Consider the following 16,743-nt stretch of genomic DNA (forward strand, 5'->3'; position numbering starts at 1 on the left):
GTGCAAGTTTTTTAGAGAGTTACAAATTTATATTGTTATCTTTAATAAACAAGAACTATTTTAAGGGGGAATTTAAATGGGTAGTAGTGGAAGTATGGTAAAGCCAATTAGTGGTTTTTTAACAGCATTAATACAATATCCAGTACCAGTAGTAGAGTCACGTGCAGACATTGATAAACAAATTAAACAGATCATAAAAACAATTCATTCAACTAAATCAGGGTATCCTGGATTGGAATTGATAGTATTTCCAGAATATAGTACACAAGGGCTTAATACAAAAAAATGGACTACAGAAGAGTTTTTATGTACAGTTCCTGGGCCGGAAACAGACTTGTTTGCTGAGGCATGTAAAGAGTCTGAGGTATATGGTGTTTTTTCTATAATGGAAAGAAACCCTGATGGTGGAGAACCGTATAATACAGCAATAATTATTGATCCACAAGGTGAAATGATTTTGAAGTATCGTAAGCTAAATCCTTGGGTGCCAGTCGAACCTTGGAAAGCTGGAGATTTAGGCTTACCTGTTTGTGATGGACCTGGAGGAAGTAAATTAGCTGTTTGTATTTGTCATGATGGTATGTTTCCTGAAGTAGCTCGTGAAGCAGCTTATAAAGGTGCAAATGTCTTGATTCGTATTTCTGGATATAGCACACAAGTTAGTGAACAATGGATGTTAACTAATCGTTCGAATGCATGGCAAAACTTAATGTATACATTGTCAGTGAACTTAGCGGGTTATGATGGGGTATTTTATTACTTTGGTGAAGGACAAGTATGTAATTTTGATGGGACTACTTTAGTGCAGGGACACCGAAATCCTTGGGAGATTGTTACTGCCGAAGTATATCCAGAGCTAGCAGATCAGGCTAGATTAGGATGGGGTCTCGAAAATAATATATATAATTTAGGTGCAAGGGGATATGTAGCGACTCCTGGAGGGGTGAAAGAAAACCCGTATACGTTTGTAAAAGATTTAGCTGAAGGTAAATATAAGGTTCCTTGGGAAGATGAGATTAAAGTAAAGGATGGAACTATTTATGGGTATCCAGTCAAAAAGACGATTCATTCTTAAGTAAGATAAATAGAAAAAGCGCATCAATATGATGCGCTTTTTCTATTTACTCAATGATTTGGAACTCTTTTAACTCTTTTTCGATATTTTGTAGGAGTTGTTCGCTTTTTTGAAGTACATTCGTTGGGAAAGTTTCACCATCACCATATTCAACGCCGTGAGGATAATAATGTTTTCCTAATAAGGGAGGAAGTAGCTTTATTTCAGCGTGTCTGCTACCAACATCACCTTCAACAGCCAAACCTTGTACGCGCAAATAATAAATATCATTTAATATTTCAAATTTATAATCGTATGTAACTCGTTCATAATCCCACTGTCCAGCAAGTACAAAATGGTTCTTTTCCATAATCTCTGTTAATAGTGTTAAATCAACGACTGCCCCATTAAATTTCGTATTTGTAAATTGCATATAATACCTCCTCTTTTCATGTTACATCATTATTTTTATAATAGTATGAATAATAAGAAAGTGCAATTCATATTGAGAGAAAAGGTAGAATCCAGACTTTTTTTGCGAAAATATGATATAGTGAAAAGAGTACGGTACACACAAAAAAGGAAAGAAAAGGATTTGTGTATATCTCAATTTTATGTTTTGTGCAGGAGGTATATCGATTGAAGAAATTATTGCGTATCGTAATGATTACATTTTTAATTTTAGCTGTTGATTTATACGGGAAATTACTCGTTTCACAATATATATTAACCCCATCTCAATCAAAGCAAGAAAATAAAATTGTGAAAAAGAAAAAACAAGTAAATGAAGACTCTTCCGATACGGTTTTAAATATGATTGGTGGGGACTCTGAAAATTTATTAGCAAAATGGGGCGAACCATCTCGAATAGAGCCATCTGCTTACGGATATGAATGGTGGGTATATAATCAAGATTTAACTAAGTATGTTCAATTTGGAGTTGCAGAACGAAAAGTTGTAACGGCGTATGTTGCTGGTGAGCAGGTTAAGGTGCCGCCTTATTATATAAATGAAAAGTATGAAGAAGTGTATAAAAAGAATCCACTCTCGCATGAGATTTCGTTAAAAAGAGGGAAAAATAGTTATCAATTTGAGTTATCTGACACGGAAGTGATGGAACAACCATTAATACCTGTAGAAGATGGCTGGGCACAATTATATTTTGATCATTTTACACATGAGCTTGTTGGTGTTCGTTATATGGATGATGAAACGTTATTACGCCAAAGACCGTATCAGCTTGTTTATTCGGGTGAATTACTAGCTGAACAACCATTGACTCCAGATAAAATGAAACAAATAGAGAATGGGAATATGCAACAAATTTTTGATTTAACAAATATTATTCGAAGTCGCCATAAGTTACCGCTGTTAGCTTGGGATCAACAAACAGCAGAGGTGGCTATAGGGCATAGTAAAGATATGAAGGATAATAATTACTTTTCACACGATTCACCTACACTAGGTACGTTAGGAGATCGTTTACAGCGCGGGAAAGTAGGGTTTCAACTTGCTGGTGAGAACATAGCGGCGCAGCATAGTGATGGAATTGCGGCGGTGCAAGGTTGGTTAAATAGTGAAGGGCATAGAAAGAATGTATTAAATGAACAATTTACAGGATTAGGTGTTGGGGTATACGATAAGTTTTATACACAAAACTTTATTCGAAAATAAAATGAAATTTTAAGTTGTGTAGGGAAAACCTCACGTTTAAGTACTTTGTATTCACTGAAGTGTAGGTCGGAATCTTACCGTATGCAAATAGCAGGATAAAAAGGTGCATGAATCGTCTAAAAATAGGCGAACCATGTGCCTTTTTTTTCTTACTATATAGTAGATATACATGAAGAGGTGAGGATTATGCCAACAACAAAAGGGCCGTTACATCCATCGGTTCAACAGTTTAAAGAGTTTGTAAACCATCACCCTAAAATGGTTCATGAGGTTAGAAGTGGTCACAAAACTTGGCAACAGTTTTATGAAGAATGGTACTTACTTGGTGAAGAAGATCCGATATGGGCAACTTTTAGGCCTGATGGAGCGCCAGCTTTTTCTTCGGTAAAAGAAAATAAACAAGAAAAAGAAAAAGATAATCGAACTGAAGAGGAAAAAACTGCTGATGTGATGGGACAAATGCTTTCTTTCTTTAAAAAGCTAGATGTGGAACAGATGCAACACCATTTAGCTAATGTGACGAGTGCAATTGGTAGTGTGCAACAAGTTTTTCAACAATTTCAAGGGAAGCCCGCGCGGCAAGAAGAAAGTACTTCCGAAAATAATCCATTTTTCTTTCAGAAGGATTAGGGGGAAAGCGGATGAGAGCAGAAATTATGGAGTTTATAAAGGCTGATGAGGATTTATCTCGCTATATTAGGGAGCAACCGTACTGGTATAGAAAACTAACGCGAAACCCTGAAGAAAAAGAGGCATTTGAGTTAGCGGCTATGCAGCATTTCAAAAAAACGATACCAGATAAAGTTGAGAAATTTCAAAACCAATTGGCAGTTGCCTCCATTATGATCGATATGTTTCAGTATATGAAGCAGCAAAATACAACATAATTGGAAGGGAAAACTATGTCCGTCATGCAGAACTTTTGATACAATAGAAGCGGATTATTTAAAAAGGAGTTGCAGCATGAGCATGACGGAAATTTGTTTAGTACGACATGGACAAACTGATTGGAATTTTCAAGAGATTATTCAGGGACGTGAAGATATTCCACTTAATGAAGTGGGAAAGAAGCAAGCAAGTCAAAGTGCAGTTGCTTTGCAAGCGGAAGCATGGGATGTAATTATAAGTAGCCCATTAATTAGAGCGCACGAAACAGCTAAGGAAATTGCAGGGGCTGCAGGATTGCAATCGATTTTATTAGATGAGCGATTTGTTGAACGTAATTTTGGTGAAGCTTCTGGGAAGCCGGTTGCGACTGTTAGGGAGCTAATTGCAGAAGGTAAAGTAGAAGGTATGGAGCAAGATGAAGAGATTGTAACTCGTTGCTTTGCTGCTATAAAAGATGTTGCAGAAACCCATTCTGGCAAACGTATTATCATTGTAGCTCATTCACATGCGATAAAAGCAATTTTACATGCAATTGCACCGGAAGATATTTCGTTTAAGACACCATTAAAAAATGCATGTATTAGTTATGTGAAAGAAAATAGTGGGAAATGGGATGTTCTGAAATATAATATTGCGGAACATATTAATGTATAAGTATGTGCTGGGATTATACGGAAAATAGTTAGAGTGATATCTTTCTGTTTAGTGAGACACTTCAATTAGTAGTTCTATTCTAAATGTGGTATGATGAATACTCGGAGGTGTCTCTCATGATTGTAGCGACGCTGGAAAGCGTATTGATATTAGATAAGGCAGAGCAGCTTGCAAAAGCGATTATCTGTTCAGATATAGCAGAAGACTATCGTAAGTGTTATAAAGAATTGCATGAAGATATGGAAGTTCAGACGTTAATTCAGCAATTTACAGCGATGAAAGAACGATATGAAGAAGTGCAACGTTTCGGTAAATACCATCCTGATTATACTTTCGTTTCGACGAAAATGAGGGAGTTAAAGCGTTCTGTAGACTTACATGATAAGGTTGCAGCTTTTAAACGAGTAGAAACAGCTTTGCAAAAGTTGTTAGATGAAGTTAGTGTAGCAATCGGTTCTGAGGTGTCTTCTTCCATCAAAGTTCCAACAGGAAATCCATTTTTTGATGCTGGTGGCTGTGGTGGCGGTTGTGGTACCGGCGGAGGTTGTGGCTGTAAAACGGGGTAAATTACCCCGTTTTTTAGAAGATAGAAGAAAACGTATACAGAGTTTGTCCTGTAATGTCATAAATTTCTGATTGGTTTTCATAAAATATAAAATATATGTTTTTAAAAGGAGAAGATGGAGAAGATTATGTTCGGGCAACGACAAAGTATGATTGTTTATTTACATTCATTGAAACATGCCAAGATTTTAAGGAAATATGGTAACATACATTACATATCAAAACGCTTAAAATACGCAGTAGTATATTGTGATATGGAACAAATTGAGCATATGATGCAAAAGTTGAACAAACTTCCTTTTGTGAAGAAGATAGAACAGTCGTACCGCCCGTATTTAAAAACGGAATTTGAAAATTCACGTCCTGATCGGGCAAAAGAATACGATTATAGTTAATAGAAAAAATCCCCTGCTAAATTTAGTAGGGGATTTTTTTACTTGAAATAACACTTTATTTCATTGGAGGAATGAAATTATTCATTCGTAAAATACCAATTAAATGATTGAAAAACAGTTCTTTTTCTGGGAAAGTTGTGGATGGTTTTACCGTAAAGGTAGTCACTTTTCTTCCTAGTTGTTCTGCCGTTTCTTCAAATAAAATGACGCGTTTACTTTTTTTATTTTCAAGTACAGGAATGCTTTCACGACATATGTATAATGGTTGGAAATCACCAGTAGTAGTTGGTTTTAATATTACAACAAGTGAGCACACTTTTTTTTCATTTTTAATCGTTTCAAATTGTAACATATGTGTTATACGTTCTTGATTTGCTTTGGCAATTTCAAGTAATTCATATAAATCAGAGTAGCCTTCTCCGAGTTCTATAAAGCGTTGAATCATATTTTTTCCTCCTCTTTCTTTTATTTACTGTACCATCTCACTTTTTAAATGAAAAGTAGACAAAGAAAAAAAACCCTGCAAAGCAGGGCCCTTCTTATACTAGCATGTACTAGTAAGAAGGCAAAGGGAGAGGAGAAACCGGAGGAAGAACTTATGGGGAAACGTAAGTCTTCTCCGCGGTTGGCAACAACATCGAAGGTGATGTTGTTATAATTATTTATGTCCAATCTAAATGAAGATATACATCATGAAATTAAATTTTATGTTTGGCTTTTTATTTTTCTTTTTTTTATTTTATGATAGGATAAAAAAGATAAAGTGAAACGAATATACATAATGGGTTCGTGTTAGCGCATGGTGAGATGAATACATAAAAATGCAGAGCGGTTATTTTAAGCCAAAGTTCTCCTATTGTTCGTTGAGAAATGAATGGGAAATTTCATGGAATAGTATAGTTTGGTAGCGGTTACCGAATGGAGAAAGGTTTTCTATAATTGCTCGATAGATTGAAATAAAGGTAGTGACAACAGATGAGAGTAGTTTCAGGAAAATGTAAAGGGCATCCACTAAAAGCGGTGCCAGGTAATACAACACGTCCAACGACAGATAAAGTAAAAGAATCAATCTTTAATATGATAGGTCCTTATTTTGATGGTGGTATCGCTCTTGATTTATTTGGCGGTAGTGGTGGTCTTGGAATCGAGGCTATAAGTAGAGGGATTGATAAAGCAATTTTTGTTGATCGAGATAATAAAGCGATAAAAGTAATCCATCAAAATTTAGAAAGTTGTCGAATACAGGAACAAGCTGAAGTATATCGAAATGATGCAGAACGTGCGGTAAAGGCTCTTATAAAACGTGAAATATCATTCGATCTTATATTAATTGATCCTCCATATAAAGATCAAAAAATTGTATCTTTAATTAGTGTGATGGATCAACATGGATTGCTACATAGAGATGGATTAATTATGTCAGAGCATGGTAATGATGTAGTTTTACCTGATTCTATAGGGAGTCTTGTAAAAGTAAGAGCTGAAAATTATGGGATTACAGCAATATCGATTTATAAGTATGAAGGTGAGGGGACGGAATGACTAGTATAGCTATTTCTTCGGGAAGTTTTGATCCAATTACCCTTGGGCATCTGGATATTATTAAAAGGGGAGCAAAAGTATTTGATGAGGTATACGTAGTAGTTTTAAACAACTCGTCAAAAAAACCGTTCTTTTCAGTTGAAGAGCGCTTAGATTTAATTCGAGAAGCAACAAAGGATATCCCGAATGTAAAAGTAGATTCACATAGTGGACTACTAGTGGAGTATGCGAAAATGCGTAATGCAAACGCGATTTTGCGTGGGTTACGAGCGGTTTCTGATTTTGAATATGAGATGCAAATTACTTCTATGAATCGAAAATTAGATGAAAATATTGAAACCTTTTTTATTATGACAAATAACCAATATTCATTTTTAAGCTCGAGCATTGTAAAAGAAGTTGCGAGATATGGAGGAAGCGTAGTAGATCTTGTACCTCCTGTTGTAGAACGTGCTTTAAAAGAAAAGTTTCAAACCCCGTTAAAGTGAACGGGGTTTTTCTTTGTTGCTACGAAAAAATAATAAGATAACATATACATATAAACAAAATAAAGTAAAGATCGGTCCATAGTGTACAAAAGATGTCCAAATTTCTTGCAGTATAGAAGAATGATTCGATAAAAATACGGGGATATCTTTTTGCATAGGTGAAAAAGAGCTTACTTTTTCATAAAATGGTTTCCAAAATATAAAAGTAAAAATAGGAGCCAGAATACTTTGGATAATTCGTGCGAAAAAATAGGGCTTAAATCGGATGTCTGTTTCAGCTAATATGCTAGCAACTTGTGCCTGAATAGAAAGGCCGCTAAACGCTAAAATAAAGCTTGTTACCATAGCTTGCTGCAGGAGGGGTGTTTCATTTATTTGACTAATCATTTGGCTACCGAGTGTCATTTCAAAAATGCCTGATAAGATTGGAATACTAAATTCTGTAGTTAGTTGGAAGAATGATAAAATATGTTGCATAATAAAAGAAAGTGCTGCTGTAATATGAAATACAGTAATCATTTTATTTAAAACAGAGAATAAAATAATAAATCCACCAATCATAAGTAACGTTTGAATAGAAGAAACGATAGCGTCCCCAAGTAATTTTCCTAATGGTCTTTTTTCTTGCATACGCGTCTCGTGTAGGACTGAAAAAGGGTTTTGAAAAGGACGTTTTTTAGTAGGATGTTGATCCTTCGTGGAAATATTGTTATGGCCGTAAAAACGCATCAATAACCCGACGGCAAAGTTACTTAAATAATGTGCAGCAGCTAATACGATTCCTAATTTAGGATTATTGAAAAAACCGATAGAAACAGCTCCAAAAATAAAAAGTGGATTAGATGAGTTTGTAAAAGATACGAGGCGTTCTGCTTCGATTTGTGTTAGCTGATTACTTTTACGTAGTCTAGCGCTTAATTTGGCGCCAGCAGGGAATCCAGAAGCCATTCCCATTGCCCAAACAAATCCGCCTATCCCTGGAACGCGAAAAAGTGGTCGCATGAGTGGTTCTAATATAACACCTATAAATTTTACAACACCAATACTAATTAGAAGTTCCGCAATGATGAAAAACGGTAAAAGTGAAGGGAATACAACTTCCCACCATATATTTAACCCTCGAATGGAAGCTTGCAAAGCAGCTTGGGGGTGAAGTACAAGAGAAAAGGTTAAAAACAGTGTTGATATGGTAAGAAAAGCCGTTTTCCATTTTTCATACATGTAAGTAAATCCCCCTTTGTCCCAAAAAACGTTCATTTCAGTATACGTGGATACGTAGTGCATTTAGACCATAAGTATGAAAAAGGAATGAAAAAAATTAAAGGGTGAGAAAAATGAAAGAACCGAAAATTGGATTAGCTCTTGGATCTGGGGGCGCAAAAGGGTTTGCGCATATTGGTGTTATAAAAGTTTTAAGAGAAAATGGTATACCGATTCATATGATTGCAGGAAGTAGTATGGGGGCTTTAGTAGGTACGTTTTATGCAGCTAGCTCAAACGTTGAAAGGTTGTATAAACTGGCAAATGTTTTTAAGAGGAAATATTATTTAGATTTTACAGTTCCGAAAATGGGATTTATTGCTGGAAAACGTGTCAAAGATATGATTAAAATGTTTACATATAATAAAAATTTAGAAGAGTTAGATATCCCGACGGCTGTTGTGGCTACTGACATCTTGAAGGGGGAAAAAGTAGTTTTTACAAGTGGTCCTGTTGCAGAGGCTGTGAGAGCTAGCATATCTGTACCTGGAGTGTTTGTACCAGAAAAGATAGATGGACGATTATTGGTGGATGGCGGAGTGATTGATCGCATTCCAGTATCGGTTGTGAAAGAGTTAGGTGCCGATATTGTTATTGCTGTTGATGTATCGCCGATTAAAGTGAATGGAGAGGTTACGTCTATTTATGATGTAATTATGCAGAGTATTGAAATTATGCAACATGAGCTGGTGATGAATCGACAAATTGCATCGGATTTAATGATGCGACCAGCTGTAGAACAATTTAGTTCACGTGCTTTTACAAACATTGAAGACATTATTCGAGTTGGAGAAGTAGAGGCGGAAAAACATGTTGCAAATATTTATTTATTAATTGAGCAGTGGAAGGAGAAACATAATGTTTAAGCGTTTTCGGTTTATATATGCAATTTTAATAGGGGTTATATTGGCGATGTTACTTGTTTACGTACGTTTACCGTATTATGTAACAAAACCAGGAATGGCGGCCAAATTAGAGCCTTATGTTCAAGTTGAGGGTGGAACGAAAGAATCCGGTGATTTTATGCTTGTTACGGTTTCAATGGGACCAGCAAATGTGGTGAATTTAATAGCGGCACAGTTTAATAAATATACACATATTTCGAAAGCGGAAGAAATATTGCAAAAAGGTGAGAGTGATGAAGAATATCAATTTCGCCAAAATTATGCGATGAAAGATTCGCAAAATGCAGCAATCTATAATGCGTATAAACGTGCAAACCGTACTGTTTCTTTTGAAAATAAAGGTGTATTGGTTGCAGGAGTAGCGAAAGGGATGCCGTCAGAAGGAAAGCTTAAGCTTGGAGATGTCATCATAGCTGTCGACGGAAAAACATTTGAAAAGACGGAGCAATTTATTGAATATATGACAGGGAAAAAAGAAGGGGAAGCAGTAAATATTGAGTATAAGAGAAATGGAAAACAGTTAAAAGAAAATTTAAATGTAAAGACCATTCCGAATGGAAATGGGCGTGTTGGTATAGGGGTTTCTATCGTTACTGAAAGAGAATTAATGGTAGATCCGAAAGTGAAAATTGATTCTCATGAAATAGGCGGACCATCGGCAGGCCTAATGTTTACATTAGAAATATATAATCAACTTGTGGAAGATGATTTAACAAGAGGACATGAAATAGCTGGAACAGGGACGATAAATGAAAAGGGAGAAATTGGCCCGATTGGTGGTATTCAGCAAAAAGTGGTTGCTGCAAGTGATGCTGGTGCTGAAGTGTTCTTTGCGCCAAATGAAAAAGGTGCGGAGAAATCGAATTATAAAGATGCGCTTGAGGCTGCGAAAGATATTAAAACAAAAATGAAAGTTGTACCAGTTGATACGCTGGATGATGCATTGCTGTATTTGGAAAAAATGGGCGAGAAAAAATAAACCTCTCTGAAAAAGAGAGGTTTTTTATAGAAATTTTGCAGTTGTTTCATCATAACGAATTGGATGGTGTGTTGCATCTTGTTTTAGTAGTTGTGTTCGTAATGGTTCTTGCATGATGGAGAAATATACAGAATTGGCTTTTCGCTCTATGTGTAAAGTAGGATGGTCAAATGTTTTTGTATGGGTAAGGATGGGAAGTTCTATTTTTTTCTTGTTTTTTGAAAGGTAAGTTTGTCCTTTTTGTGACATGCCTAGTAGACGAATGTACGGTGCGTGCTGCTCTATATTTGCGCTATGTATTTCTTCTTTTGTTGTATTTGTTAAAATGTGTGTACAAGCTCTTTGTAATCTAGTCCATGTATAACGCTTCGTTTTTAATGCTTCCATGAATGAATGGAAGGAGGAACTGTTTTGTATTTTTGATAAAATACGATGCTCTAAACCTTCTTCTATTTCATATATATGTCGTAAGTCTTCTGGAGACATCGTCATGAGTTTGTATTTGAAAAATGAAAAGTATTGTTCCCAATTATGTAATATCCCGTAGTTTTGTTTGTAACTTGCTAAAAGAGAAGCAGTCGCTTTTGGGATAAAAGGCTCAATTTCTGTAAAAGAACTATTTTCGCTAAAAAGTTTTTTACGAATACTAGTTGCGCTTGCAATATGTTGGTCGCTAAATGTTTCATCATGATAATGAGATGCGAATCTTTTTATCGTTTGTGCTTGCATAGAACTATTTTGTAAGAAAATTGATTTCATGTATTGGAATCCTAATATGTTATTCGGTTGTGACATGTCTATGTTTTTTTCGGATGGTAAAATGTGTAGGAAGGCTTCAGATGTAGCTTTTGCGTAACTGTTACCTGCATTCATAAATTGCTTTACAAGACGATTAAAAGTATCTTCTTCATTTTTTTGCACAGAGATGGTGTTATGAAAATTTTCAATCTGCCCATCTTCACTACCGAAACAAATTTCAGAAACACGCAGGGCGTTTAAAATAGAAATAGCGCCATTTGCAAAGGTTTCAGCCTTTTGTGTTGAGAAGGCGTATGGAAGCTCTACAACAAGGTCTACACCGCATGATAAGGCCATTTTGGTACGATACCATTTGGATATGAGTGCTGGCTCACCACGCTGTAAAAAAGGGCCACTCATAACAGCGATTGTAATATCGGCGTGTGTTAACTTTTTTGTTTGTTGCACATGATAATCATGACCGTTATGAAAAGGGTTATATTCAACAACAATACCACTGGCTTTTATGGTAATCTCTCCTTTCGATGTAGCATCTTTTTCAAAAACGTGATACTCTATATATTATTTACTATGATGACTTCATTATAGTGTAAAGAAAAAACATTGACAAATATAAAATGGCTAGCTATAATTTTGTTTGTTGCCTTGAGGTGATATGATATGAAATGGTCCATCCATCAATTGAATAAATTGAGAAATAAAGGATTGACATTGGATGAGATGGTAGATGTAAGTGAGCTACAAGAGGTCGAGAAAGATATTCGTGAAATTAATCCTGCTCATGTAACAGGAAGAGTTGATTTTGGCTCCGGTAAGTTTACGTTCCATCTACATATAACTGGAAGCATGGTTTTACCATGTTCTCGCTCTTTAGTAGATGTGACATTACCATTTGACATTAAAACAACTGAGGTGTTCCAAACTTCACAAGAAGAATTTGAAACTGAAGCTGAAATTCATTGTTTAGAAGGAGAAGTACTTGACTTACTGCCCGTAATCAAGGAAAATATACTTTTGGAGATTCCAATGCAAATTTTCAGTGATGATGTTTCTGGTGGAGCACCGATGCAAGGTCAAGACTGGCAAGTGATTTCGGAAGAAAACAAAGAAAAGACTGTTGATCCACGATTAGCAGGACTTGCAAAGTTTTTTGACAAATAATCGGAAGACTGGTTTAGGCCTTCATATGAAAATAACTATTTCTTTTAAGGAGGTGGGAAGAATGGCTGTACCTTTTAGAAGAACTTCTAAAACAGTAAAAAGAAAGCGTCGTACGCATTTCAAATTATCAGTACCTGGTATGGTAGAGTGCCCAAGCTGTGGTGAAGCGAAATTAGCTCACCGTGTATGTAAAGCATGCGGTACTTACAAAGGTAAAGAAGTAATCAGCAAGTAATTGCGGGAAAATAAACGTAGAAGATATCTTCTGCGTTTATTTTTTTTGTCTTATTCTTTATTTGTTGTATTCTATCTTTTCTAGTAACTGCATATGCTTAATAAAAAATGCATAGGGAGGACTAGAGAGATGGCGACAACAAGACAAGATGCTTGGACTGATGATGAAGATTTGCTTCTGGCAGAAGTAGTACTCCGGCATATTCGAGAAGGTGGAACGCAATTATCTGCCTTTAAAGAAGTGGGAAGACATTTATCTCGTACACCAGCAGCATGTGGCTTTAGATGGAATTCTTACGTTAGAAAGCAATACAAAGAACGTATTGAAGAAGCGAAGCAACTACGTAAAGTAGAAAATTATGAAGTAAAAGAGACAAAGGTAGTAGAGCCTACGTCAATTACATTGAATGATGTTATTGATTTCTTGCAAAATTATAAAGATGAAAACTCTTTAATGTTGTTGCAACAGCAAATTGAATCGTTACAAACAGAGAGAGAGAGTCTTTTGGAGCGATTATCAGTATATGAGGAAGAGTATAGAACATTGCTTGATTATATCGATCAAAAAAGAAGTGTAATGGTAGCGGAAAGAAATAGCGCTCGTTCGAATGGGAAATTAGAAAAGTTAAAGAAATAAAAAAACAGCTGCTATGTAGCTGTTTTTTTATTTCTTATGCAGACTCTTCGTTTGTAACCGTATTCAAATTTATTTCTGGGTTCCAAACATAAAAATCACCATCAGGTACTGATACAGGCTGGAAATTTAATTTATCCCAAAAACCAGCTGAATGGATACGTGCGATCGTTTTAATTGGGAACTGTAGCCCCTTCGCATAATTTACAAGCATTTCTCCGAATCCTTGTTTTTGGAAAGTTGGTAACACTTCAAGTTTATAGAGTTCTAGGTAAGTACCTGTAATTTCGAATGGTTCTCCGCCGTTCCTTTTCATATATAGACTCATACGTGCAATTAGTGATCCGCCATAATAAATACCGTAAAATGGAGATTCACTATCGTTTTCAATAATGTTTGCCTGTAATTCTTCTAACATGGATAGTTCTTGAGCTCCGCAACCTTTAAATTTTTTAAATTCGTCTAATGTTTTATAATTGATGAGCAAGCGCTCAACTTTTGGGAATCCCATAACATCACATCCTTTTCTTGTCTCGTTGAATGCAGAAAAGTAAAAATATTTACAATAATATTATAACTCATTTTTTTATTTTTATGAAGAAGATAGTATATTTCTTTTATTATTTTTTTGAGGATTTGCTAAACTAAGAGTAGAAACATATTAATAGGTAGTATATACATATTGAAAGTAGAGGTTGCATTTGTTTGTTAAAGAGTAATGAAATTGTAAACTATGTTCATGGAATTGAGAAAGGTAAAGTGAAACTGTAATCATTGGGATTTGTTCACCTTTAGTTAATTATGATTCCGCACCAATCAGGCGTTTGCGGGATAAAAAGGGGGAGGGAAAAGGGACTTGTGTAACGTATTTATATGAGTTCCTTGTGTGAAAATGAAAATCGGAGTTGTGGGACCAGGAGCTATCGGTCTGTTATATGCATTTTATTTACAAAAAAGTAATCAAGATGTTACGTTGTTTACAAGGACAGCTAAACAGGCTGAGGAATTGAATAGAACGGGTGTAACTTGTATGAGGGAGGAAAAACGTGAAACCGTATTCCCACCTGCTTTACCAATAGAAAGTATGCTAGACCAGAAGCTAGACTATATATTTATTGCTGTTAAGCAATATCATATAACTGACATACTACCTTTTGTGCGAGGGGAATCCTCATTAATCTTTTTGCAAAACGGAATGTCGCACCTTCATGCTATGCAGCAAATAAGGAATGAAAATATTGCGGTTGGGATTGTAGAGCATGGTGCAAAAAAAGAAGAAAGACATATCGTTTATCATACGGGGATAGGTGTAACGAAGTTTGGAATCGTGCACGGCCAGTCTATACATTTTGAAAAAATATTTAATTGCTTTCCATTTCCTCATTTTCCGATTCAAATAGAAGATGATTGGAAGGATGTCATGCACAAAAAATTAGTAGTTAATGTATGTATCAATCCATTGACAGCATTATTACAAGTCCAGAACGGAGAGTTGATTACGAACCCGTTTTTTTATCGATTGATGGAGCAAGTTTTTCAGGAAGTCGTTTTTCTTGTTAAAGAAGAAAAAGAAATGGTATGGAAAATGGTACGTCACGTATGTGAAAGAACGTCTCGTAATACATCATCTATGCTGGCAGATGTAAGGGCAAATAGACAAACGGAAATCGGTGCGATTGTTGGATATGTATTAGAAGAAGCTAAGAAACAGCAACGATCTGTTCCGACACTGCAATTTTTGTTCGATGCAATAAAAGGATTAGAAGTAAAAGAATAAGTGTAATTCTTTGCTTTTACGTGCAACATTGACTACAATGTGGATTGGTGAGAGAACAGGATACGAAAGGAAGAATTATATGGAGATAAAAGAAATCTCTGTTCCGCAACAAGGTGTTGTAGCGGACTATATGAACGGTAAAAAAGAGATACAGTCGTGTTTTGACTATATGTTAACAGAAGATGCTTTTAAACAGCGTGTACATGATTTGCGTGAGAGGGAGTTTTTCCGCCAAGGTTTAGTAGCGCATTTATTAGAATATAATACAAAATTACAAGCGGGAGAAGCTACGATTCAAAATGTAAAAGCGCTTGGAGATGAAAATACATATGTTGTTATAGCTGGACAACAAGCTGGGTTATTAACTGGACCACTTTATACAATTCATAAAATTATTTCAGTTTTACAGCTTGCGAGGGAAAAGGAAGAAAGTTTAGGTGTTAAAGTCGTTCCTGTTTTCTGGATTGCTGGTGAAGACCATGATATGGATGAAATTAATCATACTTTTGTAACGAAGAATAAAAAAATAAAAAAGACTATTTTTCATGACCGTAATCCGAAAGTGGCGAGTGCTTCAGAGTCCGAGCTTTCTTTGGAAGACTGTAGAAAGTGGATTGAAGAAATTTTCAAAACATACCCTGAAACGAATTTTACAAAGGATGTACTGCAATTTATTGATGATTCTTTGGGGAAATCGAATACGTATGTAGATTTCTTTGCCCATCTTATTATGAAAATGTTCGTTAATTCTGGTTTAATTCTTGTTGATTCGCATCATCCTGAATTAAGAAAATTAGAAGTGCCGTTTTTTAAGCAAATTATAGGTAAGTATAAAGAAGTGCAAGAGGGGCTTCATAACCAACAGGAAATAATTAAAGAATTAGGATATAAACCGATTATTGAAACAAAGTATAATGCAGTACATATATTCATGGAAATTGATAATGAACGAGTATTACTTGAAGACGATCAAGGGAAGTTTGTAGGGAAGGATGGAGCGTATTCCTTTTCATATGAGGAATTGATGGAAGAGATGGAAAGAAGTCCGGAACGCTTTAGTAATAATGTTGTAACGCGCCCTCTTATGCAAGAGTATCTATTTCCTACGCTCGCGTTTATTGGAGGACCAGGGGAATTAGCTTACTGGAGTGAATTGCAACAAGTTTTCCATACGATTGGTTTCCAAATGCCGCCTGTCGTTCCGCGTATTACAATCACTTATGTAGAGAGGGATATAGCGACAGATTTATACGATTTGCAATTGCAAGACAGTGATCCGTTTTTAAATAACGTAGATAAGTTGCGTGAAAACTGGTTATCTAATCAAATAGAGGAACCGATAGATGATCGATTTGTAGAGGCGAAAAAAGAAATAATTGATATCCATACGTCATTACAACAGTTTGTGAAGAAAATAGATCCTGGATTAAGTGCGTTTGCAGGGAAAAATGAATTCAAAATTAATGAACAAATTGAACTGTTGGAAAGAATGTTGAAAAGAAATGTTGAGAAAAAACATGAAGTACAGCTAAATAAATTCCGTCGCATACAATTTGCACTTCGTCCATTAGGGGCGCCGCAAGAGCGTGTGTGGAATGTATGTTACTATTTAAATCAGTTTGGTTTGGATTTCGTTGATCGTGTAATGGAAAAACCGTTTTCTTGGGACGGAAAACATCATGTTATAAAACTATAGAATCTTGCTCTTAGGAGCAGGATTTTATTTTTGTCTTGTTGAATTTACTGTGAAGTGAAATTTTTCTGAATTATCAATT

Annotated in this window: 21 protein-coding genes; 16 read left to right on the top strand and 5 right to left on the bottom strand. The window is 35.6% G+C overall.

All coding sequences use genetic code 11. From position 1 onward, the window contains the following. Positions 1-76: 76 nt before the first annotated feature. Positions 77-1,075 carry a formamidase gene (locus ACUN0F_RS13330; RefSeq protein WP_046956455.1) on the top strand — a complete coding sequence of 333 codons (999 nt, stop codon included), beginning with the start codon at positions 77-79 and terminating at the stop codon, positions 1,073-1,075. Positions 1,076-1,121: 46 nt separating this feature from the next. Here ACUN0F_RS13330 and ACUN0F_RS13335 read toward each other — a convergent pair whose 3' ends face one another. Then, positions 1,122-1,487, bottom strand: coding sequence for a YugN family protein (locus ACUN0F_RS13335; RefSeq protein WP_001160938.1), 366 nt, complete (start codon positions 1,485-1,487; stop codon positions 1,122-1,124). Positions 1,488-1,693: 206 nt separating this feature from the next. Between ACUN0F_RS13335 and ACUN0F_RS13340 the strand changes: the two genes are divergently transcribed. The 6 genes from ACUN0F_RS13340 to ACUN0F_RS13365 all read left to right on the top strand — a co-directional run bounded on the left by ACUN0F_RS13340 (position 1,694) and on the right by ACUN0F_RS13365 (position 5,229). Then, positions 1,694-2,728 carry a CAP domain-containing protein gene (locus ACUN0F_RS13340; protein ID WP_000735384.1) on the top strand — a complete coding sequence of 345 codons (1,035 nt, stop codon included), beginning with the start codon at positions 1,694-1,696 and terminating at the stop codon, positions 2,726-2,728. 186 nt (positions 2,729-2,914) lie between these two features. After that, positions 2,915-3,358 carry a YlbD family protein gene (locus ACUN0F_RS13345; RefSeq protein ID WP_001143336.1) on the top strand — a complete coding sequence of 148 codons (444 nt, stop codon included), beginning with the start codon at positions 2,915-2,917 and terminating at the stop codon, positions 3,356-3,358. Positions 3,359-3,369: 11 nt separating this feature from the next. Further along, positions 3,370-3,615, top strand: coding sequence for a YlbE-like family protein (locus ACUN0F_RS13350; protein ID WP_001200991.1), 246 nt, complete (start codon positions 3,370-3,372; stop codon positions 3,613-3,615). 82 nt (positions 3,616-3,697) lie between these two features. After that, positions 3,698-4,270, top strand: a complete 573-nt coding sequence (locus ACUN0F_RS13355) for a histidine phosphatase family protein (protein WP_033657734.1) — start codon at positions 3,698-3,700, stop codon at positions 4,268-4,270. A gap of 116 nt (positions 4,271-4,386) precedes the next feature. Beyond that, positions 4,387-4,836 carry a YlbF family regulator gene (locus ACUN0F_RS13360; RefSeq protein ID WP_000634355.1) on the top strand — a complete coding sequence of 150 codons (450 nt, stop codon included), beginning with the start codon at positions 4,387-4,389 and terminating at the stop codon, positions 4,834-4,836. A gap of 126 nt (positions 4,837-4,962) precedes the next feature. Continuing rightward, positions 4,963-5,229 (top strand): YlbG family protein, encoded by a 267-nt coding sequence (locus ACUN0F_RS13365; RefSeq protein ID WP_002080814.1) that lies wholly within the window; start codon positions 4,963-4,965, stop codon positions 5,227-5,229. Between the two features lie 55 nt (positions 5,230-5,284). Here ACUN0F_RS13365 and ACUN0F_RS13370 read toward each other — a convergent pair whose 3' ends face one another. Next, entirely contained in the window at positions 5,285-5,674 is a 390-nt protein-coding gene (locus tag ACUN0F_RS13370) for a DUF7147 family protein (RefSeq protein ID WP_445539556.1), read from the bottom strand. Positions 5,675-6,204: 530 nt separating this feature from the next. Here ACUN0F_RS13370 and rsmD point away from each other — a divergent pair. Continuing rightward, positions 6,205-6,771 carry a 16S rRNA (guanine(966)-N(2))-methyltransferase RsmD gene (gene rsmD, locus ACUN0F_RS13375; protein WP_001266975.1) on the top strand — a complete coding sequence of 189 codons (567 nt, stop codon included), beginning with the start codon at positions 6,205-6,207 and terminating at the stop codon, positions 6,769-6,771. Next, positions 6,768-7,259, top strand: coding sequence for a pantetheine-phosphate adenylyltransferase (gene coaD, locus ACUN0F_RS13380; RefSeq protein ID WP_000200598.1), 492 nt, complete (start codon positions 6,768-6,770; stop codon positions 7,257-7,259). The genes rsmD and coaD overlap by 4 nt, the downstream gene beginning before the upstream one ends. Here coaD and ylbJ read toward each other — a convergent pair. Beyond that, positions 7,251-8,480 carry a sporulation integral membrane protein YlbJ gene (ylbJ, locus tag ACUN0F_RS13385; protein WP_060488406.1) on the bottom strand — a complete coding sequence of 410 codons (1,230 nt, stop codon included), beginning with the start codon at positions 8,478-8,480 and terminating at the stop codon, positions 7,251-7,253. The genes coaD and ylbJ overlap by 9 nt on opposite strands. Before the next feature lie 113 nt (positions 8,481-8,593). Here ylbJ and ACUN0F_RS13390 point away from each other — a divergent pair, with 113 nt between their 5' ends. Both ACUN0F_RS13390 and ACUN0F_RS13395 read left to right on the top strand, forming a co-directional pair. After that, a complete protein-coding gene (locus ACUN0F_RS13390) occupies positions 8,594-9,385 on the top strand; it encodes a patatin-like phospholipase family protein (protein WP_000662602.1) in 792 nt (263 codons plus the stop codon). Beyond that, positions 9,378-10,403: a SepM family pheromone-processing serine protease gene (locus ACUN0F_RS13395; RefSeq protein ID WP_000476311.1), complete on the top strand. Its 1,026-nt coding sequence runs from the start codon at positions 9,378-9,380 to the stop codon at positions 10,401-10,403. Before ACUN0F_RS13390 ends, ACUN0F_RS13395 begins: the two co-directional genes overlap by 8 nt. Positions 10,404-10,427: 24 nt before the next feature. Here ACUN0F_RS13395 and ACUN0F_RS13400 read toward each other — a convergent pair whose 3' ends face one another. Further along, the gene (locus ACUN0F_RS13400; protein WP_165775555.1) at positions 10,428-11,669 is read right to left on the bottom strand and encodes a nucleotidyltransferase; all 1,242 of its coding nucleotides are present in this window, start codon (positions 11,667-11,669) and stop codon (positions 10,428-10,430) included. A gap of 153 nt (positions 11,670-11,822) precedes the next feature. Between ACUN0F_RS13400 and ACUN0F_RS13405 the strand changes: the two genes are divergently transcribed. From ACUN0F_RS13405 to ACUN0F_RS13415, 3 genes are all read left to right on the top strand, one after another. Then, positions 11,823-12,323, top strand: a complete 501-nt coding sequence (locus tag ACUN0F_RS13405) for a YceD family protein (RefSeq protein ID WP_000872150.1) — start codon at positions 11,823-11,825, stop codon at positions 12,321-12,323. Positions 12,324-12,384: 61 nt separating this feature from the next. Continuing rightward, on the top strand, positions 12,385-12,558 hold the full coding sequence (gene rpmF, locus ACUN0F_RS13410) for a 50S ribosomal protein L32 (RefSeq protein WP_001984764.1): 174 nt from the start codon (positions 12,385-12,387) through the stop codon (positions 12,556-12,558). A gap of 129 nt (positions 12,559-12,687) precedes the next feature. Then, positions 12,688-13,194 (top strand): RsfA family transcriptional regulator, encoded by a 507-nt coding sequence (locus tag ACUN0F_RS13415; protein WP_106101703.1) that lies wholly within the window; start codon positions 12,688-12,690, stop codon positions 13,192-13,194. A 34-nt stretch (positions 13,195-13,228) separates the two neighbouring features. Here the strand turns inward: ACUN0F_RS13415 and ACUN0F_RS13420 are convergent, their stop codons facing one another. Next, on the bottom strand, positions 13,229-13,702 hold the full coding sequence (locus ACUN0F_RS13420) for an N-acetyltransferase (RefSeq protein ID WP_098142264.1): 474 nt from the start codon (positions 13,700-13,702) through the stop codon (positions 13,229-13,231). A gap of 375 nt (positions 13,703-14,077) precedes the next feature. On the opposite strand from ACUN0F_RS13420, the gene panE reads away from it, so the two are divergent. Together panE and bshC are read left to right on the top strand one after the other, a co-directional pair. Continuing rightward, positions 14,078-14,968 carry a 2-dehydropantoate 2-reductase gene (gene panE, locus ACUN0F_RS13425; RefSeq protein ID WP_088064312.1) on the top strand — a complete coding sequence of 297 codons (891 nt, stop codon included), beginning with the start codon at positions 14,078-14,080 and terminating at the stop codon, positions 14,966-14,968. A 79-nt stretch (positions 14,969-15,047) separates the two neighbouring features. Continuing rightward, entirely contained in the window at positions 15,048-16,664 is a 1,617-nt protein-coding gene (bshC, locus tag ACUN0F_RS13430; protein ID WP_087985076.1) for a bacillithiol biosynthesis cysteine-adding enzyme BshC, read from the top strand. Positions 16,665-16,743 lie beyond the last annotated feature (79 nt).

This window comes from Bacillus sp. 1A (genome assembly GCF_052682215.1).